This window comes from Paenarthrobacter sp. TA1.8, from assembly GCF_048595705.1.
GTDB lineage: Bacteria > Actinomycetota > Actinomycetes > Actinomycetales > Micrococcaceae > Arthrobacter > Arthrobacter nitroguajacolicus.
This window is the reverse complement of record NZ_CP184287.1, coordinates 2,095,236-2,118,326: the sequence shown is the minus strand read 5'-3', so window position 1 is coordinate 2,118,326 and position 23,091 is coordinate 2,095,236. Positions and strand designations below refer to the sequence as shown.

The 23,091-nt window shown below is 56.3% G+C and carries 21 protein-coding genes; 3 read left to right on the top strand and 18 right to left on the bottom strand.

Annotated features, from left to right (window positions below; all coding sequences use genetic code 11):
- Positions 1-196 precede the first annotated feature (196 nt).
- Together ACNAOT_RS09835 and ACNAOT_RS09830 are read left to right on the top strand one after the other, a co-directional pair.
- Entirely contained in the window at positions 197-778 is a 582-nt protein-coding gene (locus ACNAOT_RS09835; RefSeq protein ID WP_420180880.1) for an NADPH-dependent FMN reductase, read from the top strand.
- Positions 779-1,334: 556 nt separating this feature from the next.
- A complete protein-coding gene (locus tag ACNAOT_RS09830) occupies positions 1,335-1,904 on the top strand; it encodes a fumarylacetoacetate hydrolase family protein (RefSeq protein WP_420180879.1) in 570 nt (189 codons plus the stop codon).
- A 675-nt stretch (positions 1,905-2,579) separates the two neighbouring features.
- Here the strand turns inward: ACNAOT_RS09830 and ACNAOT_RS09825 are convergent.
- Together ACNAOT_RS09825 and ACNAOT_RS09820 are read right to left on the bottom strand one after the other, a co-directional pair.
- Positions 2,580-2,888, bottom strand: a complete 309-nt coding sequence (locus tag ACNAOT_RS09825) for a cupin domain-containing protein (RefSeq protein WP_236558677.1) — start codon at positions 2,886-2,888, stop codon at positions 2,580-2,582.
- A 38-nt stretch (positions 2,889-2,926) separates the two neighbouring features.
- Positions 2,927-4,213 (bottom strand): flavin monoamine oxidase family protein, encoded by a 1,287-nt coding sequence (locus ACNAOT_RS09820; protein ID WP_420180878.1) that lies wholly within the window; start codon positions 4,211-4,213, stop codon positions 2,927-2,929.
- Positions 4,214-4,440: 227 nt separating this feature from the next.
- On the opposite strand from ACNAOT_RS09820, the gene pmfR reads away from it, so the two are divergent.
- Positions 4,441-5,856 carry a transcciptional activator PmfR gene (gene pmfR / locus ACNAOT_RS09815; RefSeq protein WP_159734636.1) on the top strand — a complete coding sequence of 472 codons (1,416 nt, stop codon included), beginning with the start codon at positions 4,441-4,443 and terminating at the stop codon, positions 5,854-5,856.
- 84 nt (positions 5,857-5,940) lie between these two features.
- Here pmfR and ACNAOT_RS09810 read toward each other — a convergent pair whose 3' ends face one another.
- The 16 genes from ACNAOT_RS09810 to ACNAOT_RS09735 form a co-directional block, all read right to left on the bottom strand.
- The gene (locus tag ACNAOT_RS09810; RefSeq protein ID WP_159734637.1) at positions 5,941-6,276 is read right to left on the bottom strand and encodes a DMT family transporter; all 336 of its coding nucleotides are present in this window, start codon (positions 6,274-6,276) and stop codon (positions 5,941-5,943) included.
- Positions 6,273-6,563, bottom strand: a complete 291-nt coding sequence (locus tag ACNAOT_RS09805) for a DMT family transporter (RefSeq protein WP_420181149.1) — start codon at positions 6,561-6,563, stop codon at positions 6,273-6,275. The genes ACNAOT_RS09810 and ACNAOT_RS09805 overlap by 4 nt, the downstream gene beginning before the upstream one ends.
- Positions 6,564-6,717: 154 nt before the next feature.
- On the bottom strand, positions 6,718-7,698 hold the full coding sequence (locus tag ACNAOT_RS09800; RefSeq protein ID WP_420180877.1) for a bifunctional methylenetetrahydrofolate dehydrogenase/methenyltetrahydrofolate cyclohydrolase: 981 nt from the start codon (positions 7,696-7,698) through the stop codon (positions 6,718-6,720).
- 94 nt (positions 7,699-7,792) lie between these two features.
- On the bottom strand, positions 7,793-10,267 hold the full coding sequence (locus ACNAOT_RS09795) for a GcvT family protein (protein ID WP_420180876.1): 2,475 nt from the start codon (positions 10,265-10,267) through the stop codon (positions 7,793-7,795).
- Positions 10,268-10,322: 55 nt separating this feature from the next.
- Positions 10,323-11,186: a formyltetrahydrofolate deformylase gene (gene purU / locus ACNAOT_RS09790; RefSeq protein ID WP_159734641.1), complete on the bottom strand. Its 864-nt coding sequence runs from the start codon at positions 11,184-11,186 to the stop codon at positions 10,323-10,325.
- Between the two features lie 380 nt (positions 11,187-11,566).
- Complete coding sequence (locus ACNAOT_RS09785) at positions 11,567-13,015, bottom strand: APC family permease (protein WP_236558679.1); 1,449 nt, start codon at positions 13,013-13,015, stop codon at positions 11,567-11,569.
- Between the two features lie 1,691 nt (positions 13,016-14,706).
- Positions 14,707-15,375 (bottom strand): nicotine blue oxidoreductase, encoded by a 669-nt coding sequence (gene nboR, locus ACNAOT_RS09780; protein ID WP_159736456.1) that lies wholly within the window; start codon positions 15,373-15,375, stop codon positions 14,707-14,709.
- The gene (locus ACNAOT_RS09775; protein WP_201296709.1) at positions 15,353-15,637 is read right to left on the bottom strand and encodes a hypothetical protein; all 285 of its coding nucleotides are present in this window, start codon (positions 15,635-15,637) and stop codon (positions 15,353-15,355) included. The genes nboR and ACNAOT_RS09775 overlap by 23 nt, the downstream gene beginning before the upstream one ends.
- Before the next feature lie 75 nt (positions 15,638-15,712).
- Entirely contained in the window at positions 15,713-16,846 is a 1,134-nt protein-coding gene (locus ACNAOT_RS09770; protein ID WP_159734642.1) for an XdhC family protein, read from the bottom strand.
- Positions 16,839-17,930, bottom strand: a complete 1,092-nt coding sequence (locus ACNAOT_RS09765; RefSeq protein WP_236558680.1) for a vWA domain-containing protein — start codon at positions 17,928-17,930, stop codon at positions 16,839-16,841. The genes ACNAOT_RS09770 and ACNAOT_RS09765 overlap by 8 nt, the downstream gene beginning before the upstream one ends.
- A 15-nt stretch (positions 17,931-17,945) precedes the next feature.
- Entirely contained in the window at positions 17,946-18,797 is an 852-nt protein-coding gene (locus ACNAOT_RS09760; protein ID WP_159734643.1) for an AAA family ATPase, read from the bottom strand.
- 172 nt (positions 18,798-18,969) lie between these two features.
- Positions 18,970-19,875, bottom strand: coding sequence for a carbon-nitrogen family hydrolase (locus ACNAOT_RS09755; RefSeq protein WP_420180875.1), 906 nt, complete (start codon positions 19,873-19,875; stop codon positions 18,970-18,972).
- A gap of 5 nt (positions 19,876-19,880) precedes the next feature.
- The gene (locus tag ACNAOT_RS09750; protein WP_364309257.1) at positions 19,881-20,591 is read right to left on the bottom strand and encodes an SRPBCC family protein; all 711 of its coding nucleotides are present in this window, start codon (positions 20,589-20,591) and stop codon (positions 19,881-19,883) included.
- A gap of 12 nt (positions 20,592-20,603) precedes the next feature.
- A complete protein-coding gene (locus ACNAOT_RS09745; protein WP_159734645.1) occupies positions 20,604-21,797 on the bottom strand; it encodes an FAD-dependent monooxygenase in 1,194 nt (397 codons plus the stop codon).
- A complete protein-coding gene (locus ACNAOT_RS09740) occupies positions 21,794-22,726 on the bottom strand; it encodes a cyclase family protein (RefSeq protein ID WP_159734646.1) in 933 nt (310 codons plus the stop codon). Before ACNAOT_RS09740 ends, ACNAOT_RS09745 begins: the two co-directional genes overlap by 4 nt.
- Positions 22,723-23,031, bottom strand: coding sequence for a Dabb family protein (locus ACNAOT_RS09735; protein ID WP_159734647.1), 309 nt, complete (start codon positions 23,029-23,031; stop codon positions 22,723-22,725). The genes ACNAOT_RS09740 and ACNAOT_RS09735 overlap by 4 nt, the downstream gene beginning before the upstream one ends.
- Positions 23,032-23,091: the final 60 nt, after the last annotated feature.

Here is a 23,091-nt window from a genome sequence, read left to right as displayed (position 1 = left end):
ACAAAATCTCTTGGTAATTTGTGCAATTGAACGGTTCGGCACCCGGCAAGTTGTATCTAGAATGTGGTGTATCAAGATCTCAACCTTTGGGACGAATAGGAAACTCTCGGGCCGCCAGCAAAAGCTCACCTCCGTTCTTCGTCCCTTACAACGCCTGGTGGAGCTGGCAGCCAAGGGCAAATTCGAGGGAGTCGAAGTGACCAAAATTGCCATAGTCACAGGTAGTACCCGCCCGGGCCGCATCAACGATCAAGTTGCGAAGTGGGTTTTGGAACACACACTGCCACGGGCCGAAGCCGAATTCGAAATCGTAGACATCGCCGACTACGAACTGCCCCTTCTAGACGAACCCTTTCCGGCCGGCTACCAGAAGTATCAGAACAACCACACCAAGGTTTTCTCCTCCAAGATCGCGGAGTTTGACGGCTATATCTTTATCGTTGCCGAGTACAACCATTCGGTCACAGGAGCGCTTAAGAACGCTCTGGATTATCTAAACGTTGAATTTAACAACAAAGCCGCCGGCTTCGTCTCCTACGGCTCAAAGGGCGGCGCCCGGGCCGTTGAGCACCTCCGCGGCATCGCCTCGGAACTCCAACTCGCCCATGTTCGAAACCAAGTGATGTTCTCGATTTTCTCCGATGTCGAGAATTTTGAGATCTTCAAGCCTGCCGAAACCTCGACGTCGGCTCTCGACGCGATGCTTGATCAGCTGATTCCTTGGACGCGGGCAATGGAGTATGTTCGAAATCAAGCGCTGGTAGTGCGCGCCAGTTAGCGCATCCTGAGCGCGCATCGGCAAGGAATACACTTGCAAACGAGAACAGGGCTTGGCTTGCAACTGTTGATGAAGAGCGAGAGATCACTTGCCCCATCCAGCTTTGATGATGGCAAAACGAGCGGTGGTTGTCCTTAGCCCCTTGTTTCCAAGAACGTCCCGTTTTTGGCAGCCTACACGGTGGAGTGCAGTAACCAGTACAGGTTGGTGGCCCTGCACGATCGTCGTCGACAGAACAAATTATGCGTGCATTTTGCAAAGGACCCCGGACCAGCGCATGGGCGCCCCTATTCCGGGCACGGCTACATAATAGCTCTAATCGACTCCAATTTAGTATCCACGTAGGCTTCCCTCACCGGGTGGAGCCAGGATGAATCGAGTTTACGAAGTGCGCTTAGGACGGATACTGACTCCCACGGGGCCTCAGTATGCAGTGTCACAAGACGGTGCGTGGCTCCATATTGAGGACCCGTTTGCAGCAATCTTGTCGTATACAGGGCAAGCCACGCCGACTCATCGAGCCACGTTGCTCGCTCCTGTGACCCCAACTTCCATCGTGGGAGTGGGACACAACCCTGCTGAGAGCAACAATGGTTTGCCCATACAAGCCTGGCATAAGTCCGTCAGGACTCTCGCGGATCCAGAGGATAAAATCCGAGTGAGGCGCGGCGACGGAGCAGTAATTGCAGAAGGTGAGCTTGCGGTAGTAATCGGCAAACGATCGACAGAACTCACCTACGAAAATGCGCGAGAGCATATTCTGGGATATACGATCGCAAATGATGTTACGAACGTAGACCAAGCACTGATCGATGAGAGACTTTTCCAGGCCAAAGCTGGTGAAAAGTACACGCCTCTAGGTCCTTGGATTGAAACGACGATCGGGGATCCGGATGATCTCGCTATCACGGTCACCCTAAATGGCGAGGCCAAAGTTCAGTCTGGAACCTTTAACCTGCCGTCGAGCGTTGTCGACTGCCTGATATACGTCACTCGGTGGGTCACCCTCGATGCCGGAGATGTCGTTATGACGGGCGCGCCGGGTACTTCCCTAGCTGTTCGCCCCGGGGACAGTGTTGGAATAAGTATCAATGGAATAGGAACTCTAGCGAATTCAGTGATTTAGAGCCGCCTCGGTCGCAGACTCTTGTTGCACAGCTCTACGCAAGGGGCTGATTCGTCATTTCCGGCTTGAGGCTTCGCCGGAAACGCACCAGTTTATCGGCTTAGGGCGATTGGGCAGGCGAAGGAACTCCCACGGATTGGAGCTGGTCGAGGGCATGCGGTTGGCGTCGACCGGCATGCGACCACTCACGGACTTTTAGTTGATGGGCCGCCGGTTTTGCCCTTCAGTCGGCATGCCCCCATAGGCCAGAACAGACCGTCCTGGGCTGGGGTCGAGTCAACCCAACTGTGAGTCTTACGGAGATGGGCCAAGACCACCCGCTGTTGCGAGAACGGGTGGCCTTGGCGGCTTCGGGGAGGAAATGGCTTCAATGGGTGCGTTTTTGAACAGCTTTCTCCCGGTGGACTCGGATCAGTGGAGCACTACGGGGAACGTTTTAGCATCCACGCGTCATCAACCCAGCAGAGAATCCGCCAGCCCCGATGCTAAGCAGTACGAGTCCCGAGGCCAGTCCTAACGTATTAGGGGCGGTTACCGAGCAAAGGGTGCCCACGGTTACTAAAAACAACATTGCGGCGAAATGGGACCTCATTGCCACTCCGCAAGTGGGAAGGTGAGCCTTGTACGGTCTCACGCAACTGTTGTCTCGTTGTCGCGAACGTTGACCAGCCAGGGTCATCCGGAGCGCACCATTGTGTACACCTTCACCAGCGTGGCTTCAATGAGCCACCGCCCAGCCCATCCTTCGGGCAGGGATACCACGACTCCCGGCTGGAGAATGATTGTCTCACCGTCGTCGCGGACGAGTTTGCCCTGTCCCTCTACAATGTGGATAAATTCTTGATAACCGGTCAGTTTAGTTGTGAATTCACCAGGACTGACCTTCCAAAGCCCAGATTGTGCTCGAACACAGTCATTCAGCACCAAGGTGCTTGTGGCGGGCTGCCCAGAAATGACGCGCTCCGGGCTAACGGGGTTAGGCATAGGCCACCGTGCAGCGCCTATCGTCGTAGCTACTGCGCTCATAATGCAGTCCTTGTCTCGTGGGTGATGTTTCTCGCAACTCGTTGGAGTCGATCCGCAGCCCTTTCGCCGCTGCGTAGAGCTCCCTCCATAAGACCTGTAAAGTCTGGGTCGGCATACTCCCCAGCGAAAAAGATGTTGCCCACGGGCAGCTCAAGCACGTCGGCCTCCTTCTGTCCTCCACCTGGCGCAAACGCCGAGTACGCGCCGCGTGCTAGTGGATCATTCCTCCAAATGGTGCTGACAGCTGCATCGGCACTGAATTTCAAATCCGGACGGATGTCCCGGGCACGTGAAATCCATGCTTCAAAGTCGCCGTTCTGTCCCGAACTTCTGTCCAAGGCAGCAGGTGATCCCATAAAGGAATTAAGCATAGGAGTAACTGTGCCGGTGTCATCGGCAGCCGTCCACGTCCAGAATCGATCATTTGTCGACATGACAGCGCTACTATCAGGGGACGACAGCAGGGGAAGATGCAGTTTCGCGGCATCACCTTGGAGCACTCGCTCTAAAGCAACCCGCTTCCAATCCGGCAACGGCAAGGACACGCCGGACGGTTCTCGGATCAGTGCCAGAGGAAGAGCCACAATGACGGCGTCAAAAACGTCGCTTTGCCCCATAGTTTCCACTACCAAGCCATCGTCAGTTTCGCGTACGGCCCGGACATGTTCGCGATAACGCATGGATTTCCCCAACCTGCTTGCTAAAGCAGTCGGAAGGCACTGATTGCCTCCGCCTATGCGCCAGCTCGGAAGGGGTTCGAACGAGGCAATGTGGTCGAGGGTCTCGGCGCTAACTTCATCCGCCGCGACCGCCGTCGAAATCTCGATCCTCCCCCTCAGGGCGTCGACTAATCGCTCATCCATGTCAAGGCGCTGGAGCACTGCTTCGGCTGACGGCGGATACTCAAAAGTACGTGCAATCTGGGCTGCGTTACGGCCAGCTTCTACGATGTCATCTGTTGTGATGTCGGGGGTGTCTGCCAGCTGGCGTACGTAATAGCTCATTTCTGTATCTATCAGGGAAAGCCCTGTCAGATCCAGGAGGCGCCGCATCGCCGTATAACCATTGAGCACAAATTCGGCCCCGCGTTCGATAACGCATGGCTCATCTCGAGCGGGGGAAGTTACGGCTTCCGACCAGACCCGTCCCCCAGCACGGTCGCGCGCCTCAAGAACAGTCACGTCGTAACCATCAGCTGCCAGTTGAGTAGCAGCAGCCAAGCCGGCGAGGCCTGCCCCTAGTACTGCCACACGTGATCCCTCATGAAGGCGGGTCACTGGCATGCCTGCACACCAAAGTCGCGCGCCGTCTCGGGAGCAGGAATATTGTTGTAACGCTCTCCCGCCGAGAGCGGAAAATCGGCGGTGACCCAGTTGGTGGCGCCCATGAATGTCATCTCCTTCGGTGTCTGTTCATTTCGCTTCACACTACGCACGATTAGAGAGCCTGAGTATCGTACAAATGATAAAAAACTGTTCGGTATTGTTACTCATGTCATATAATTTGAGACATGGAGAAACCCGTTTTGACGGTCAACGACCTTGTGACTACCCAAAGCTTGGGCACGAAGGTCCTCGCGGGGGCTGCGGGGCTTGGCCGGGAAGTACTGTGGGCTCATAGCTGTGAACTCAGCGATCCCCACAAGTGGCTGGGTCCTCATGAGTTGCTCATGACAGTCGGGCTCTGCGTCCCTGCTTCGGGTGGGGAACAGAGAGAATTCATAGCCGAACTGGACAGGGCGGGCTTGGCCGGAATTGCGCTCGGTGATCATTCGAGCCTCCCAAGTCTAACTTCGGACTTGTTGGATGAAGCGGATGCTCGCGCATTTCCCGTTCTACTAACCAACTCAACCACGCCTTTTGCAGCTATCGGACGGACGATTGCCGCGGCGACGGCCACTACTCAAACCATGCAGGTGCTAAAGCTCAGCAAGCTGTACCAGCTCGCCACCTACGCCCGCGACAATCCTATTAGGATGATGGATGACCTTCAGACCTTGTTTCAGGTACGGCTTAGTGTCGTGGATACACAAACGGGCCTCGTAATTCTTGAAGGCCCTACGCTGGCTGACACCTCAATGAGCATGCGTAGCCGTCTTTATTCGCTGCCCGGCGATACCGAAACCAAGTTGAGGGTTTTTGAACACCCTGGAGAAGAGCTGAGCAGCTTTCTGCTGATTCATATCCTTCAGGTGATAGACATGGCAGTAAACCAGCGGCTTCGCTTTATTCGTCGTCGTTCCGAACGGGGCGCCGCGATGCTCAGCTCGGTTCTCGATGAGCACTTGCCTGACGGCATTGAAAGTATTTTGGGAGCCGGTGCCATCTCGGGGGGCTTCCAATGCGTCGCCATCGCCATGGAAGACGGACCCAAGGCGCTTCGCGGTGTATCCATCGCAGCACTTCCGGTCCTAGCAGGTTTTGGCCGGAGTAGCTTTCTCCTACTTATGCCCGAGCAAAGGCATGATGAGGTCCGTAGGTTTTTGAACAAGATTGGTATCCGGGCAGCCGCGTCCTCTACGTATGTAGACCTTCGGGACGCAAAGTATGCGGCCGAAGAGGCACTCAGGGTCTTTTCGTCCGCAGGGACAAACAAGCAATGGGATGATTTCGCGGGGGTTCCAATATCGCTCCTGACCCGCTCTCGAAAAGAAGCCTGTGCCATCGTTGAGCAGGTCCTCGGTAGTCTCGCCGGTGCTGATGCTAAATCTTCCACTCTTCGGGATACGTTATTTACCTTCATCTCGAACGACCGCCGGTGGAACGAGACCTCCGCGGCTCTTGGCATTCACCGTCAAACGCTGTCTTACAGGCTTGCCAAAATTAAGGACATTACCGGCCGGGACGTCGGCTCCTCAGCTGACCTGTCGGCCTTCTGGCTTGCCTTCCAAGCGTGGCCTTCATATTCCGAGCCTTTGCTCGACTGAAACCACCCCCGGCGGGCTTCTACTGAGAGTGGCAACTCGACTGCTGCAGTACAAGAAGGACAACGCTCAGCGGGGGATCCCAGGTTAGGTGAGTATTGCCGCTGTAGCGCCTAACTGAAGGATCACCACGCCCGCTGCGATGAGCAGTATTCCTGATGCCATGAGCCAATTCAGCGGATCCTTGAAAAGGATGCGGGCGAACACTGCTGTAAGCGCGACGCCGCATGCAACCCAGACGCCATAGCCGAGCCCTAAAGCAAGTCCCTCTTTCAGCGCCAAGCCCAGGAACACAAAGGCCAGGGCGTAGCCAGGGAGAATGACTACAAGCCAAAGCTTCTTCCGAAGCCCTTCCGAGGCACGCAGCCCCATTGTTGCTGCCAGTTCGGTGAGAATGGCCAGACCCAAGAACATCCAGGTCATCGTGGGTGCCTGGCTTTCTTAGGCCGATGCGCTTTTTGAGAGCCTGTCTCCACAAGAACGATGCCGGCGATCATGAGCAGTATGCCAAAGCACATTAGCCACGTGAGGGTTTCATTGAACAAAACGGCAGATACTACCGCAGTCGTGGTGACCCCGCCGGCCCCCCACGCCCCATACGCGACGCTGATCGCCATACCTAGACGGAGGCAGATCGTCAGCAATCCAAAAGCGGCGATGTAGCCAAGGACGACCGGCACGTACCAGCCTGGGCAATTGATGGCCGCCATAAGCGCCAGGGTGGCACCCACTTCGGCAATGATCGCTGAGCTTAAACAGGCCCACCTTGTTACCTGACTCAATTTCTTTCCCTGTCATCCGATACAGAGAAGGAGGCCACAGGCCCACTGGGCAGGTCCTCCACCGTAGCGATGTGCTGCGCAATCATGTGCGGACCGATGACCATTGCTGTGGCAGAGGCTTCACGTATGTGAGCCCTGGGTTAGATCGTTGAAGGCTTCGCTCGGCGGCTTCAACGACGTTGAGGAGGAGCATCGCGCGTGTCATAGGTCCGACCCCACCCGGATTGGGCGCAAGCCAGCCTGCTACTTCCCGGACTTCAGGACTCACGTCTCCTTGTAATGTGTGTCTTCCGTTTGCACCAAGAACTCTTGAGACTCCAACGTCCAGTACGATTGCCCCCGGTTTGAGATGGTCCGCTTTGACGATGTCTGGAACTCCCGCTGCAGCAACTACCACATCAGCTCGTTTCACTAATCTGGGCAGATCAGTTGATCCTGTATGTGCCAAGGTCACCGTCGCGTTGATTTCCCTCCGCGTGAGTAAAAGCCCGAGAGGACGCCCTACAGTCACTCCCCGACCAATGACGAGCACTTCAGATCCCTTGAGGCTGATCCCGTGCCGTGACAACAGTTCCACGACTCCGTTTGGAGTACACGGCAGAGGCGAGTTGAGCTCGTCGCCCACATTGAGAACAAGCTTGCCAAGATTGGACGGATGAAGACCGTCGGCATCCTTCCATGGTGCAATTTTCTCTAAGGCTGCGTTCTGGTCAAGATGAAGAGGTAGCGGTAGTTGAACTATGTATCCGGTTGTTTTGGGGTCGTCATTAAGTTCCTCGAGAACCGCTTCCAGTTCTGTTTGCGAAATTGTTGGCGGCAAGTCACGTCGGACGGATTCGATTCCTACCTCGGCGCAGTCCCGGTGTTTCCCAGCCACGTAGGACCGGCTGGCGGGTTCGTCACCGACCAAGACGGTTCCCAGCCCAACTGATACGCCTTGCGCGTTAAGGGCGGCAACTCGAAGTGCGAGTTCTGCTCTGATGGTGCGAGCAGTGCCCTTTCCGTCCAGTATCCGGCTGGGCTTTCTTCGGGCGGGTAAACCTTCCGCTGGTGGTTCTGTCATCAAACTTCCTTTCGAGGATCCTGAGTCTTTAACAATGCTCAGTCTGCGTTTCCGGTTAGGCCAACGAATTCTGCTGCTTCCGAACCGCCATGCGCTAGCCGCGCAGTCGTTCGCCTTTGGGGTCATAGAATGGACGCCGCGAAACCTTCGCGCTATACCTGATGCCCTTGCAACGAACCTCGAATACGCCCGAGAGATCAGCGTTTGGCCTAATGGCGGCGATTCCGACTGCACGGCCTAGGGTGTAACCGTAACTGCCGCTTGTCATGCGCCCAACGGGCGCGCCGTCGCAGTAGACCGTCTCGTCGTGAACGAAGACGGGATTGGGATCGTCCAACATGACATACACCGTGCGATGGGCAGGGGCTGACGGATCGAGCTTTAGGAGCGCGTCCTTGCCGACAAATCCCCCGGGTTTGTCCAACGCCACGGTAAATCGGAGAGCCGCCGAATAGGGGTCATCGATGGGGCCGATGTCGTGCCCCAAGTGCCTGAACCCTTTCTCACTGCGTAGCGAATCCAAAGCGTGATATCCGGCCAACTTAATGCCCAAGTCTTGCCCGGCCCGCCATAGTGCGTCGAAGACGTTTAGAGCCAAATCAGCACTGGGGTATAACTCGTAGCCCAGCTCCCCCACGAAACTAACGCGCAAGCTGTAGGCGTAGCCGTCGGCTATTTCGACTGTACGACCATGAGTGTACTTCTGTGCCTGATCAGACCAGTCTTCGGGTGAGACCCGGCTGAGGAGTTCTCTGCTCTTGGGGCCCATGACACCGATGGTTGCCAAGGCCGCTGTGCAATCGAAAACAGCCGCTGCCTTGTCCCTGGCAATTCGATTTAAGAATGCGTGTGTCTTCTGTTGGGTGAATGACGGAGTCACGACGAGGAATCGGTTGTGGGCGAGGCGGGTGATGGTTCCGTCAAGTTCGATACCCGCGCGGTCATTGAGGAACAGTGTGTAGACCGATTTGTCCTTTTCCACGTCGATGTCGGCTGTCGCGGCATACTGGCACACTTCCAGCGCATCTGGTCCAACGACTTCAAACTTGGCGAACGGGCTAAGGTCAAAGAGTACGACTCCCTCTCGTGCGGCTTTGTGTTCCTCGGCAACTCGCTCAAACCATGATGGCCGCCCGTAGCTATAGTCGTAGACAGGCTGCGAACCAGGTTCTCCATACCAGTTCGCCCGCTCACCGCCGTTGACCTCGCCGAAACATGCTCCGAGTTCCTTTAGCCGGCTGTGTAGCGGTGTACGACGGACGTCGCGAGCTGACTCCATCTGAAGGTTGGGCCAGTGCATCCCATATAGCCGGCCGAGGCCTTCCTTGGTACGGGCCCTGAGGTAATTGCGGTTGTTCTGGTGCGGCGAAAAGCGCTGCACGTCGACGGAGGAGGAGTCGAAGCCGGGAGTTCCCGAAATAACCCACTCTGCCAATTCCTTGCCGACTCCGGGGGCGTAGATGATTCCCTGTGAATTGAAACCTGCTGCAACGAACAGATTGGCGACCTCCGAAGTTTCTCCGAGGGCAAAATTTGCGTCGGGGGTGAAGCTCTCGGGTGCATTAAGGAAGCGATCGTACCCCACTCTCGAAAGATCCGGAACTGTGGTTTCGGCCTTTCTTCGGATCGGGGCAAAATGGTCCCAGTCAGGATCAAACTCGGCAAATCCTTCAACAGACACCTCGTCCGTTGACCGCGGAAGTCCGTCAGGTTCGAATGCGCCGACAAGCAGCCTCCCGCTCTCGTGTCTGATGTAGTAGCTGTTGTCCAAGTCTCGATAGACTGGAAGCTCGGGCCGGGCCCCATCAATTTCATTCGACCGCACATGGATATGCTCGGCCGCGTACAAGGGAACTTTTACGCCTGCGGTAGCGGCAAGATCACGGGTCCAAAGTCCGCAGGCCAGGATCACCCTTTCGCAATAGACAGTTCCTTGGTCGGTCAGCACTCCTACTACGCGATCCCCCTCCCGCAGCAGTTCTCGAACGACCACCTTCTCACGCACCTGAGCACCTAGTTCATAAGCGAGCTTCGCGAAAGCTACGGTGGCATGTCCAGGGTTGATATGTCCATCGTCGGGAAGCAACAGCGCTCCGAGAACTCCCTCGTGACTTGCTGAGGGCCAAACCTCGTGGTAGCGCTCCGCAGAAAGCCATTCGGTGCGGATGCCCTGCTGGTCTGCGACGTCCCTGGCGTAGAGGATTTCATCGACTCGTCCGGGAGTACGTGCAACACTCAATGAACCGGAGCGCTGGAATGAAACGTCGATACCGGACATCTTCTGGAGATCCCGATAGAACTCCAAGCCATACTTTGCTAGTTTCGTCATGGTGGTTGTTCCCCGGGCGCCCGTAACGAGACCTGCTGCATGCCAGGAAGTTCCGCTGCCTAAAACGTTGCTCTCCAGAAGCAACGTGTCATTCTCCCCCGCGGCGGTGAGATGGTATGCGATGCTCGCACCCACGATTCCTCCTCCGACGATGACGGTTCGGACGTGTCGCGGTAGCGAATCCCGGGATGTATCGGTGAATGCTGCGGCGCTTATGCTGCGGTCGGCTAGCCTATCCAATTCGGATCTCGTTTCTGCTCAGGTGTGCCCGCCTAGGGCACAGGTAAAACGGTAATTAGTTAAATACGACGGTCCGCTGACCGTTAAGTAGAACTCGCTGTTCTGCATGCCATTGAACGGCGCGGGACAGTGCCAATCGTTCTGCGTCTTGGCCGGTCACAGCGAGTTGCGCCGGGCTGAAGTCGTGGCCAACTCGAAGGACCTCCTGCTCGATGATGGGCCCCTCGTCGAGTTCTGCCGTCACGTAGTGGGCCGTGGCTCCCACTAGTTTGACGCCACGTTCGAATGCTTGATGGTAGGGTTTGGCGCCCTTGAACCCCGGTAGGAACGAGTGATGGATGTTGATGGCCTTGCCGACGAGCTCTCGGCATAGGTCGTCGCTGAGGACTTGCATGTAGCGAGCGAGGACCGTCAGATCCACCTGGTGTTCCGTGATGAGCGCAAGGAGCTTTGCCTCGGCATCCTGTTTGCTCCCGGGGGTCACCGGAATGTGGATGAACGGAATACCGTTGGCCTCTGCGAGCGGTTGCAGGGTTGTGTGGTTGGATGCGATGAAGGGGAAGTCGACCTTGAGTTGTCCTGCCCGCCAACGGAAAAGTAGATCATTGAGGCAGTGCTCTGCCTTTGAGACCATCAGCGCTACCCGGGGCCGATATGTTGAATCGACCAACGTCCATGACATGCCGAAGGCGGCCGCACATGCCTGGAATGCGCTCTTCAGGTCCGAGACCGAGATCGCAGATGCACAGGTTGCTTGAACGCGCATAAAGAATCGGTTCTCAGAGGCATCAGAGAACTGCTGACTTGCCAGAATGTTGCATCCATGGGAGACCAAGAAGCCCGAGACTGCGTGGACAATTCCGATGGTATCTTCGCAACTAAATGAGAGGATGACTTGACGGGGCTGCGTGTGTTCCATGACGAACTCCTAGGCGAATGACTCGTGCTGACGGACGTCTTTTTCAGAGAGAAATAGAGCTATGTAAGTGCCGCATTGGAGCATCTCCCTCGACACTCACTCCGCGTCCTGCCGTTGACTATACGATTGAACGAAAGGCCAAACGATACTCAAAATGCAACAACTTTTCTTGTTTTGCATACATGCGTCGGCTCTCGGCTAGCTGAGCATGGAAGCCTCTCTCCAGGCCACCGGTGCGTTCGGCCGCAAAATGCATGTCGTTCGCAGCGGTCATCGATATGACTCACTTCTCTGCCTGATAGCGGACACGGATAAGACCCGGTACTGCCTGATGGCAGTACCGGGTCAGAGCTCTGTTTCGGAGCTCCCGGAGCTAGCGGCTACTCAGGTAGTTTCGCAACCGGCCTGGCTGTATTGGATCGAACTGAGACTCCGAAGCCGACGATGAACACTATGAGGGTTCCAACCATCACATAGGGAAGGACGTCCAGTGGGGCGGGTCCCGGGTTCAATATGCCATTGACGAACAGCCAAAGGACCGTGATCGCCGCCAAAGCCGCCCCTAGATTGACGAAGATGGACTTCTTTGCGTTGCTTCGATTCAGGAGCACTGCGCCACCGATGCAGATCAGGAAATAAGGGACAACCCAGAAGTAAACCAGGAGTGTGGCCATGTAGCCATAAATCTCCAAGGGCGTCGACGACGTCAACCAGATCAGCAAGGCAGGCGCGATCAGGGAAGGGATTCCGATGAAAGCAATTGCTGCTACAGGACTCTTGTGCCGCTTACTCACCTTTGTTAGTCCGGAGGGCATGAGGCCATCCGCCGCAGCACTTACGACGACACGAGATCCGTAATTGAAAAACCCGATGAGACTCGCGAACACGGCGACGGCGAGAACAAGATCGCTCACGTTGGCTAGGAACCCGACACCTGCGGCTTCCGCAAGTACGGCGTTCGGAGAAATTCCCAAGGCGAGGGTGTCAGCAGCGTCTACCAAAGTAGGGACCTGGATTACCGTTGCCGCGAGATAGACCAGACCCAGTACAACTGGTACCACCATGATGGCTCGCGGGATGGCGCGAGTAGGGTTGCGGGTTTCCGCTCCAAGGGCCGCAGTGCTCTCAAAGCCGATGAAGAATGCGGAGCCGATAGCTACACCTTGAAGAAAACTGTTCGGTGTGAAGTCGCTGAGGCTGAACTGTCCAGCCAGATCCATGTTCCCGTTAACGGCTGTGGCGATGGTGATGATCACCATGACAGGGACTGACAGTATCGTGAGAATAACGCTGGTTCGCACTGAAATGTCGATCCCACGGAATGCGATGATCATGGCAATTAACGTAGCCACGACGACGATCACCAACTGAATCTCAGGCCCGGCGGCGCTCGTCACTCCTACGGATACCAGGAAGCTTCCAACATACAGTCCGACAGAGAGAACCAGCACCATGATGGCGACCAGGTATCCCGGAATCATGGCCGCAGCGATTACTAAGGGGCTCCACGAGCCAAAGACGTGGCGAATATACGAATACAACGAACCGGTCCCAATAAACCGCCGTGCAAACACGCTGACGAATAGACCAATGATCGTAAATGCTAAGACGGACGCCGCCATGGCCAGCCACGAGGACCGCCCGGTATAGGCCGCTAGGAACGCCGGTACAGCTGAAAGTCCAACCGCCGGAATAAAGGAGGCCACAGAAAGACCCATGACCTGTGATCCAGACAAGTGTCCAAGTTGCAGGTCTGCCGCGGCGATGTCTTCAGTCACCAGGGCTGAAGCACCTGCTGAGACCCCAGACTCTTCAGGAGAAGTTTTCAATTTGGTGTGCCTTTCGAGTCGATCGGACCAACCGGCGCCGACGCTCAAGCTAGAAGTCGAACGTGGTTCGACGATCTGAATAGGGGGTTCGTTCGTGTTGCCACTGCCGAGGAGGTGGTTCTCCTGGGCATGTGGTTGCTCTGGCCCTGTCTGCCTCGGATTAGGGGCAAGACGGCACGGCTAGTTTTGACTTTCCGCCGCCCGTCAGGCATGGAACTTGGCCATGAGTCCGCACTAAAGGTGAAACGCTGGCTTCAACGAGGTAGTGGTCCTCGCACTTGGGCCAATAGAAATGGGCTATTCGTAGCTGGTGAACACCCTTCATCGCTAATGTGACATACGTTACTGTGGATGCAAGTAGTGAATAACTGTTCAGTGGTAAGAATTATCAAGCGACTTTGGACAGTTGTACTCTTGAGCCCATCGCGGCTGGTGTATCTTTGCCCCGCCGTTCACCGGGCTGCAGCCCTAGGAAGCTTAGGCCTGCCGCCGGAGGTGCGCAGTAAGAAGGCATGGTTAGCGGCTATCACCTGATGTGTCGCGTTGCTAGACGCTGCTGGACGGGAAATCGAAGTTGCGTCCCTGGTCTCGCAGCGTTCACTTCGCAGAATCACACAAAAGAGCAGGGCCTTTGTGACGATTTCCACCATGACGTCTGGTCGCCTTCCACCTACTGTCAATGGACAGGCGTGCCGATAGAGCCGCAGCACCGTGCTCTTACCTGCAGGTCGCCCGGTAGACACGCCCCGTACGCGGATCGTAGTGCAGACAGGACAAGATTTCATGAATACATCCAGCTCGGACGAGCCCAGAGCCTCTAGCTTCAAGTTATTACCCAGCCGGCAGCGGGAGATACGACTTCCAGTTGAAGCCGTCGCATGGGGCTGTGAAGCGGAGCCGTGCAGGTTTTGCAGCATCCCGGAAACTGATTGATGAGCTGGTGCCGCGGAATCGATGAAGGATCTTTATGTTTGCCACGATGGCACGTGCCCCGTTGGTGAACCTCAGACTAGGGCACATGCGCATTAAGATTTTGGGCGCCGGCTTGCGAATAGGCAACCTGATTATTGGACGGCAAGCAGTCTGTCACAAATGCAGGCGGCGTACTCCACGAATCACGACCAGTGGATACGTGTGCCGGGGGCGTTGCGGACGTTCGTGGCGACGGCGCTAGTCATTCAGGGTGACGGCGCGCGTCACCAGGGCCCGCACAATCCTGTGAGCAAAGTTTTCAAGAAAGCGTCTTTGCTTATTGGCACCCAGCTTAGGAGCCAGGCTGATTTCCATCCCAACACCGATGAAGGTTCATCGGTATCCTCGATGACCCTCACTAGTGCACTCGCACCTGTTTCCGTCCTCGTCGGTGCTCTGGCACTGATTAATTGTTGGTGGCGGCAAATCCGTCATCGTGCCCAGCCAACCCCAACGATCTTCAGTGTTGTACGGTCCGTGGTGGCAGCCAGCACAGCTAGAGTCCGGGCTGCGCCACATGGTCCCGATCTTGCGAGCTATATCTAAAAATAGTGCCACAGGCGGATCCACCTTTCTTGCCGGCTGATGGCTCTTAATGATCGTCAACTTCCCTAATTCGATGTCCTAGCCACCCTGCCGTCTCCAAGCCAAGCTCTCGCGTTGGCAGAAGACTTTCCGGTTCGCATTTATCGAATGCCCCTTGGCTCAGCAAATCGCTTTTAAGAACTCGGAGCGCTTCCCGCCGGGAGGAGCCGGCGTAGCTGTTCCTCTGTGTCGATGTCTTCCCCAGTAGATTCGTCACTGCAATCGACTAGGTCGAGAAGCCCGGGATTGTCCCGAATAAACGCTCTGGCCCCGGCGTCGCCGACGACAGTGCTGCTGACGGCTTCACGAAGCTGCACGTCAATGAGCATCGGATGTCCTCTTAAGAGCTGGTTTCCGCCGCAGGGCTCCGTGTAGGCCGCTGCGGTGATGCGTCCTGGACGATGCTCGGTCAACAGGCGCCTCACGGTGTCTTCAGTAAGTCCTGGCTGATCCACCAGCGCTACGAGAAGATGGTCATCAGCTCGTGCCGCATCATCTCCGATGAGGTAAGAGCTGCCCATACCCGAGTGCCACTCAGGGTTTACCAATGTTTGGTATGAATCGAGGCGCACTCTCGCTCTGACTGCTGCCGCATCTGACCCAAGAACTACCAATACTTCACGGCAGCCCCCCGCAAGTAGTTTTGCGGCGATTATCTCAACGAGTGGGCGCCCACGGAGATGCAAAAGTGCCTTTGGTCCGCGACCGAGACGGGTTCCTGCGCCAGCGGCGAGCAACACGCCCGTTGTCTTGACCTCATTCCAATCTTTCAAGGAAACCCTATTCCTGGCCCTCTTCAACATGTAGGTCCCATTGGCCGGTCGGACCGCGGTGGAGGTCATAGTCAAGGCATAAAATCAGTTTCCTCTCGCCTAAACCAAACTGCCGGATCCAGATGATCCCAAGGTCAGGGGCAGTAAGATCCACTAGACCGGAGCTAATCAGGACGTTGCCTTCCCAAGCATTGATTGGATCTCCTGGCTGGAGCATCTCAATGTCCTGGTGGTCGTTGTCGTAAAAATCCGTTGACTTTGTGGGGTCACCAGTCTGTTCTAGCAGCGACATAGTTTTTCCTCTCCCAATGGGCGACGGGCCGCTTGGACAATGGCTTTTGTATTTTGACAGGCATTCGCCCTCCGCCTAGAGGGAGTGCGAATGCACAGTGCCGGGTAACTGACTAAGAGGACGACCTGTGCCGGTCCAGCGTTCAGCGATGATCTCTGCCACGATGGACACCGCCGTTTCTTCGGGCGTCCGGCCGCCCAAGTCAAGCCCGATCGGGCTGTGCAGTTCCGCAATTTGCGACTCACCGACTCCGGCTTGGTGAAGGCGGGTAATTCGGTCATCATGAGTTTTGCGTGAGCCCATGGCACCGATGTATGCGGGCTTTGCAGCGCCCTCGAGCCTCAGTGCGATATCCAAGACGGGCACATCAAACTTAGGGTCATGGGTCAAGACACAGATGGCGGTTCGGTTGTCTATATTTCCCTTATCTAGCTCCTCTTGGAGATAAACATGAGGCCACGACACTACTACCTGGTCTGCCGCTGGGAATCTCGCCGTGGTGGCGAACACGGGGCGCGCATCACAGACTGTCACTTGAAACCCAATCATCGACCCAGCTCGCGCAACAGCAGCGGCGAAATCGATAGCACCGAAAACGATCATTCTGGGTTGGGGCTGGTAGGAAGCAACAAATACTTTTGCCCCTGTTTCCATCCGTTCCCCTTCCGGTCCGTACATCAGCACGCCGGATTCACCGGAGGCAAGGAGACCTCGCGCATCGTCGATGACTGCGTGGTCGAGTTCCGAACTGCCGTGTGTTCCGGAAGTCTCGGCCGGCCAAATAACGATTCTGTTTCCGACCCTTTCACGGTGAGGATGTTCCACCACAGTTGCGATGGCTACCGGATTGCCGTTGTGGATGTCGTGAATGACATCAGCCATCTCCGGAAATCCTTCAGGAGTGATTCGTTCAACGAACACATCGATTATTCCGCCGCACGTCAAGCCAACGGCCAAGGCATCGTCGTCGCTATATCCGAAGCTATGCAATACCGGCGTTCCGTCCTCGATCACCTCTTGAGCGATATGGTAAACGGCCCCCTCAACACACCCCCCGGAGACGGAACCTACGGCTTCACCTAGCGTGCCTACAGCCATAGCCGCGCCCGGTGGACGAGGAGCTGATTTCGATGTGCTGACCACGGTGGCAAGGGCGAAGATCTCGTCCCGTTTCGTCCAATCAGCTACTGCTTCTATAACGTCACGCATTTGCTATCCGATCTGCTAGGTCCCTGAAGGCAGCCAGAGTATGTCCGGCCACCAATGCATCGATGTGAGGGAGAACAGCTCGAATGCCGCTCTGAATGGGTTCGTATCCCGGCTTACCTCGGTGGGGGTTTGACCAAATGACGCAATGGGCCAACCCGCGGAGCCTCGAGAGCTGGGTTGCCAACTCCGCCGGATCGCCGCGCTCCCATCCGTCACTAGCAATCACGATCACTGATCGCCTCAGCATCGCGTGTTGTCCCCAAATCCGAATGAAGGCCTTCATTGCCTCCCCCAGGCGTGTGCCACCCGACCAATCGGGCACCACCAAACCAGCATCGATCAGTGCCATCTCAGGGTCCGGATGTCGTAAAGCTGCCGTAACCCTCGTTAGGCGGGTTCCGATCGTAAATACTTCCGTTGTGTGGGCCGCTTGGGTCAAGAAACGATGTGCGAACCTGAGGTAACTGTCTGCGTAGGACTCCATGGATCCTGATACGTCAATAATTAAAACCACTCGCCTGGGCCTCTCCGCGTGCTGCCGATACCGAAGAGGACTGGGTTCTCCGCCCCTCCTCAGCTGGTCTCTGACGGTGTGGACGGGGTCTATGCTTTTGTGGCGGTGAGTCCGCACATATCTAGATCTTCTCTTGGGTGCCCTAACAGGCAATTGGGCGAAGGCCCGCGCCAGATACTGCCTCTCCTCGACGGACATCAAGGCCACGTCCCGGTGCTGGAGTGACTCATCCTTGCTGGCTATGGCGATTTGCTGTTCGTTTTCGGAATCACCGTTCTCCCCAGCTTCTGTTTCGGGCAGACCCGCCACCGTAGTTTCTTGAAGAACCACCGGCGGCGTCAGTACTGCTGAGAACCACTTACGAAACACACGGTCATAGATCTCGAATTCGGACTGACGCCGGCACAGGCTTGCGCGCCCGGTCCAGAAGACCTCATCCCGTCGCTGAACATCCACGATGTTTAAGGATTGCAGATACAGTTGCGCCTGGTCGGAACCGATTGTCATACCAGCATCTCTAAGCGCGTCTATGAAACCGTAGAAGATTCTTAAACCAATTTGTGAACTCATTGATGACCACCCCGGTTAGCTCGGGAACACTGACTTTAGGGATTCCAAGACAATTTCTCGGTCATCCTGATCCTTGCAAAGCGCTCCAATAGACAAGGCAGCAGTGTCGGAATCTATATCCCCGCCCCCCAGATGGTTCAACGCCTGTGCCCAGTCCAGCGCTTCCGCGACGCCCGGGGATCGCTTGAGTCGCCCTTGATTTCTCAGTGACTGGACTACCTCGACGACCTTCCGCGCCAGATCCTGGTCCACATTGGGAAGGCGGGTCTTGATGATCTCCAATTCACGGGTCGGTCCAGGATGATCAATCCAGTGGTAATAGCAACGGCGTTTCAGAGCCTCATGAAGTTCACGAGTGCGGTTCGAGGTGAGTATGACCAGGGGTGGAACGCTTGCCGTAATCGTGCCCAGCTCGGGTATTGAGATCTGGTTGGAAGCAAGCACTTCCAACAGAAAGGCTTCGAACTCATCATCAGCGCGGTCGACTTCGTCGATCAGCAGCACTGATGGCCCCCCTTGTAGGGCCCGTAGAATAGGTCGCGGCGACAGGAACCGTTCGGTATAGAGGGATTTTTCCAGTTCGTCCGGTTTCACTGTTGAGCCTGCGGCCTCTAAGGACCGCAAATGGAGAATCTGACGTGAAAAATCCCAGTCATAGAGGGCTTGGGTGGATTCGATTCCCTCGTAGCACTGGAGGCGGATCAACGGCATGGAGAGCGCTTTAGCCAAGGCCTCTGCCAAAGCGGTTTTGCCGGTTCCCGGAGCACCCTCCAAAAGCAGAGGTCGCTTCATCGTCACAGCCAAGAAGGCAGTCGTTGATAGACCCTCATCGGCCAGGTAACTGACCGCCCTCAGTTGCGCAGCCATGTCGCTGGGACTATGGGGCCTGACTATCGGGTTGTTCATTCGTCCGCCTTGCATATTGATTTTGCATTTGCCAAAGCTTGGCTACTGGCCCGGCGCGCGCCACTTGGAGAATTTCGGATGGCGCGCGCCGAATGAGGTGAGGATCAGACCTCAACTTCAGACCATAGAAGGACTAACGTCCATAAGACGCCTTCGCTAGTGTAGAGAGCCGCCGCTCCCTCAAGTCCTTGCCTTGGATATCCCAGATGTCCGCCCGTTGATCGGTCAAAACAGGGAACGAGTGCCGGAATTTGCGTAGCGCATCGAGATCGAGCGAGGCAGAAATAACCGTTTCTTCACGCCCGGCCCGTGCAAGGATATCTCCGTTGCCGTCAATAATCTGACTGTTCCCTCCGAGCTCAATCCCTTGATCAACCCCTGTCATGTTGCACTGGATTACAAATGACTGATTCTCGATGGCTCGAGCCTGACCCAAGACCTTCCAGTGCTCCACTCGCGACATCGGCCAACAGGCAGGTATCAAATTCAGAGCGGTGCCCTCGGCGGACAGGTGGCGATACAGCTCAGGGAACCGAAGGTCATAGCACGTGCTTAGCCCCGTCGCAGCTCTAGCATCTCCCACTTGAATTTCCACAACAACAGGCTGGTCGCCCGCCGCGATGAGCTTCGGTTCCCCATCAGAGAAGCCGAAACGGTGGATCTTTCTGTAGGTCGCGTGCACCGCGCCGGCTGCGTTGTAAAGTACAGAAGTATTCCACATGCTCCCGGCGGCATCGCCCTGACCTGCTTCTATGTACGATCCGGCGTGCAACCACGCCTTCTTGTGCTTGGCAAGTGCGGACAGGCGAACAAGTACGTCACTATCAAGCGATATGGCGTCAGCGCGCCAAGTTTCATAGGAAAATCCACCGTGCAGCCACAGTTCGGGGAGCACAATCAGGTCTGCATCTTCAACGTCAGAAACCAAGCGCTCCAGTCGAGAAACCCTGGATTTGAATGGCTCTGCCGAGTCAAATTCCATTTGCACCGCAGCTACTGTGAGTTGCCCCTTGTTCAGCGCTTGTTCGATCTTAACCATCAGGCTCAGGACCTACGGGTACGCCCGGAGGCAACGCCTGCAGCGAAGACCGCTATCAAGGCTGCTACTACAGAAACGAGAGCGGGCAGCCACGGACCCAGCGACTGGCTTTGTGCTTCCGCTGACTGGCTCTTCTTGCCTGCTCGTGTTTCCTTGGCAAGTTTGATGAGGTCTAGCGCTTCTGGCTCTGTCTGGGGCGCGCGCCGAAGTTCCGCGCCTGCACCCGCTTCGCTTTTGGCTACTTCGGTAGCCGGGCCGCTGGCCTGTCCGCTCCCGCCGGTCATTTCTACGGCGAGCCTCTGGGCAAAGACTCCGAGGATAGCAGTCGCCGCTTCGTTGATAACGCCTCGCCCGAACTGCGCGATTTTGCCCGTCATATCAAGCTCTGTTTCCACGATGACTGTGGCTCCATTGGCTTCGGGTTCAAGGCGAGCGGTAATGGTCGCTGTCATGTTGCCTTGTCCACGGGCATCCTTAGCACGTGCCTGGATGACTGCGCGCCGGCCTTTTTCGTCGACCTCTATGAAGCGAGCAACACCGACATATTCGGCGGTGATTGGACCGACCTTGATCTTTGCTTTGCCCTCATACTCCTCACCGTCAACGCTAGTGATGGAAGCTCCAGGAAGCATCGGCGCAATCCGTTCGAGATCCAGCAATACAGGCCATGCCTCCTCCGGGGGGACGGGGACATTGAAAGAGTTCGTCATCTCCATGTTGGGTATTCCTTAATAACTATCGAGAACGGATGTTGTGTCTACTTTGGGCAAGCCAAACGCAAATGCAGGATTACCGGGTTCGAACGGCCCACCATGCTGCAGGCTGGCGGCCATCGTCTGTACCTTCTGCAGATACCCATTGCCTTGCCGCAATTGGCGAGATTCCCAGGCTTGCAGGGCCTTGGGCAGATCGTCATTTTTCGCGAACACTTCTGCGAGGGTCCGCGCATCGTCGCATGCTTTGGCACCACCCGCGGCAGCGTGTGGACGGGGAGTTACAGCCGCATCTCCAATCAGCACGATGCGGCCGTGAACCATGTGGTCCACCGTGGCGTCAGCCACAACTGTCACGAACGGAGAAGGTGCATTTAGAACAAGTGCGCTGAAAGGCGCGAAAAGACGTTCTCCCCTGCTGTGGAACTGGCGAAGGTTGTGGGGATTCAGTGAGTTGTTGTGTACCGACGTTGGAAGCCGGATGCCCCGAATGTCTGTCATCAGTTCATCGATGTCATTACCTTCAGCGACGTTCCAGTACCACTGAAAGTTCAGTCGCGGTGACTCCGTCTGCTCTCCGCCGGGGATGGGGTAGGCGATGAGATGACCGTCTTCGAGCAGCCCGTAAGTAAACTTGCCATCGAAGTAATCCCAGACCTCATCTGAAACTTCACCTGGCTGAAGCAAGCCCCGCCAAGTCACGTAGCCGGCATACTGCGGCTCGATTCCCAAGAGCCGCTTTCTGACAACCGAAGCGCCGCCATCTGCGGCGATCAGCCAGTCCGTTTCGGACTCGGTGCCGTCCGCGAAGCGCATTACAACCCCATCAGAGTCCTGGTCGAGTCCGACGAGACACTTACTGGTGTGGTAGCGATCCGGGCCAAACAACTTATAGAGCGCCCCGTACACGGAGTCGTAACTCGTGAATCGCCACTCTGCCGGGACAGACCCGAACTTGGTTCCGGTCAGCGCGTCGACATACTCCATTGACGATGAAGGAACACTCAGGGACTCCAGTTCAATGCCCTGTTCGAGGATGTAACGAACGAGTTCAGGCTGAACCACGATGCCAGTTCCGAAACCCGAAAGAGGCTGGGGAGACCGTTCGTATACGTCGACTTCGATGCCAGCATCCCGGAGCATCAGGGCTGCTGTCAGACCTGAAATAGATCCTCCGACAATGGCGATGCGATCAGTAGTTGCGCTCATGCTGTGGGCCTTAGTGCCATGGCGAGTGGACGCATCGGGGCGCCGCTCGCTCCGCGGAGGCGGATTGGAGCGGCAATGAGACAGAATTCGCCTACGCCGTCGGCCGCCAGGTCCTCAAGATTCAGTAGTTCCACCATCGGCACGCCGGCTTCTGCCAGGAAGTGCGTGTGTCCAGGGAGCCAGTTGTCCTCGTGTTGGGACGGGCCGACTTCGACGCATTCTTGGTCTGCGCCGATAGCCGAAATGTCTTGGCTTGTAAGCCACCGCGCAGCCTCCAAGCTAAGACCTGGAGGGTTGCCTAGGGTTTTGGTTCCGTCCGGCCAGAAGCGCATACGCCCAGTACGTACGAATGGCACATCCCCGGCCTGCAATGTCAGTCCTGCCTTATCGAGAGCCTCTTGGACGTCCGCCACGGTAATGGCGTATGAGTCCGGCAGGCAATCGACTTTTTTCAGACCAGCGATGTCCAGCAACACGCCACGAGTGATGATCGGAGGGATGGTTTCCGCACCTGCTTTGTTCCAGGTCCGGCTCCCGAGGTGCTCCTCGGGTTTGTATCCATTGTAGATTTCCCCGTCAACGCCAAAGTGATTCAGGGCGTCAATGTGCGTGCCGGTGTGTGTGTACATGAACACAACGTCGCCGGAATAGCAAACGTGCCTGTTGATGTCGTCACCGACATGGTTTAGGTTGTCGATGAGCGTCCCTTGTGGAGTGTGGCTCATGAAAATCTGATAGCTGGGATCTCCGGCTCCCTGGAAGCTGGGCATGCCGACAAAGTAGTCCACGCTCAGGTCGTAAACCTTGGATGAGTCGGCACGCTGCAGAACGTCTGCACGAACCGAATCGTTGAGCAGATTGAGTGCGCCCCGCTCATCATCGGGTCCCCAAGGGCTCGTGCTGACCCTCACGTTGGCAGTGTTACTCATACCGCGTCCTCGATCTGGTAATCAACTACTGCCCTGTCAGCGAACATGGGCATGAGAGTCGCGACTACCTCAAGGTGGAATGGATCTGTGGAGTACGTGTCCAGGTCTGCCCAGCTTGCAAAGTCAGAAATTAGGACACCATCCCACGGCGCACCGTTGTCACCAGGGTCGCCGGAGTGTGTTCCGATCTCCCATCCTTGAATGATGTTCAGACGCGGAGGAAGGGTGTTGAGGATTTCTACGATTTCCTCCTGGCTGTTGCCTTCGGCAACCCGCCATGCAAATACGTGTCGTACCTTGGTCATCAGTGGACCTTTCATAGAGTTTGGGGACAACGGGCTTGTTGGTCTGATCAGTTTCGTAAG

Excerpts from the sequence above, each read along its gene's own strand:
- ACNAOT_RS09760 (WP_159734643.1), bottom strand. The coding sequence starts at position 18,797 with ATGGCTGCGCAACTGAGGGCGGTCAGTTACCTGGCCGATGAGGGTCTA.
- ACNAOT_RS09745 (WP_159734645.1), bottom strand. The coding sequence starts at position 21,797 with ATGAGCGCAACTACTGATCGCATCGCCATTGTCGGAGGATCTATTTCA.
- ACNAOT_RS09765 (WP_236558680.1), bottom strand. The coding sequence starts at position 17,930 with ATGAGTTCACAAATTGGTTTAAGAATCTTCTACGGTTTCATAGACGCG.
- pmfR (WP_159734636.1), top strand. The coding sequence starts at position 4,441 with ATGGAGAAACCCGTTTTGACGGTCAACGACCTTGTGACTACCCAAAGC.
- ACNAOT_RS09740 (WP_159734646.1), bottom strand. The coding sequence starts at position 22,726 with ATGAGTAACACTGCCAACGTGAGGGTCAGCACGAGCCCTTGGGGACCC.
- nboR (WP_159736456.1), bottom strand. The coding sequence starts at position 15,375 with ATGTTGAAGAGGGCCAGGAATAGGGTTTCCTTGAAAGATTGGAATGAG.
- ACNAOT_RS09805 (WP_420181149.1), bottom strand. The coding sequence starts at position 6,563 with ATGGCGGCCATCAATTGCCCAGGCTGGTACGTGCCGGTCGTCCTTGGC.
- purU (WP_159734641.1), bottom strand. The coding sequence starts at position 11,186 with ATGGAACACACGCAGCCCCGTCAAGTCATCCTCTCATTTAGTTGCGAA.
- ACNAOT_RS09770 (WP_159734642.1), bottom strand. The coding sequence starts at position 16,846 with ATGCGTGACGTTATAGAAGCAGTAGCTGATTGGACGAAACGGGACGAG.
- ACNAOT_RS09810 (WP_159734637.1), bottom strand. The coding sequence starts at position 6,276 with ATGACCTGGATGTTCTTGGGTCTGGCCATTCTCACCGAACTGGCAGCA.
- ACNAOT_RS09735 (WP_159734647.1), bottom strand. The coding sequence starts at position 23,031 with ATGACCAAGGTACGACACGTATTTGCATGGCGGGTTGCCGAAGGCAAC.
- ACNAOT_RS09755 (WP_420180875.1), bottom strand. The coding sequence starts at position 19,875 with ATGGTTAAGATCGAACAAGCGCTGAACAAGGGGCAACTCACAGTAGCT.
- ACNAOT_RS09800 (WP_420180877.1), bottom strand. The coding sequence starts at position 7,698 with ATGACAGAACCACCAGCGGAAGGTTTACCCGCCCGAAGAAAGCCCAGC.
- ACNAOT_RS09820 (WP_420180878.1), bottom strand. The coding sequence starts at position 4,213 with ATGCCAGTGACCCGCCTTCATGAGGGATCACGTGTGGCAGTACTAGGG.
- ACNAOT_RS09825 (WP_236558677.1), bottom strand. The coding sequence starts at position 2,888 with ATGCCTAACCCCGTTAGCCCGGAGCGCGTCATTTCTGGGCAGCCCGCC.
- ACNAOT_RS09775 (WP_201296709.1), bottom strand. The coding sequence starts at position 15,637 with ATGTCGCTGCTAGAACAGACTGGTGACCCCACAAAGTCAACGGATTTT.
- ACNAOT_RS09750 (WP_364309257.1), bottom strand. The coding sequence starts at position 20,591 with ATGGAGATGACGAACTCTTTCAATGTCCCCGTCCCCCCGGAGGAGGCA.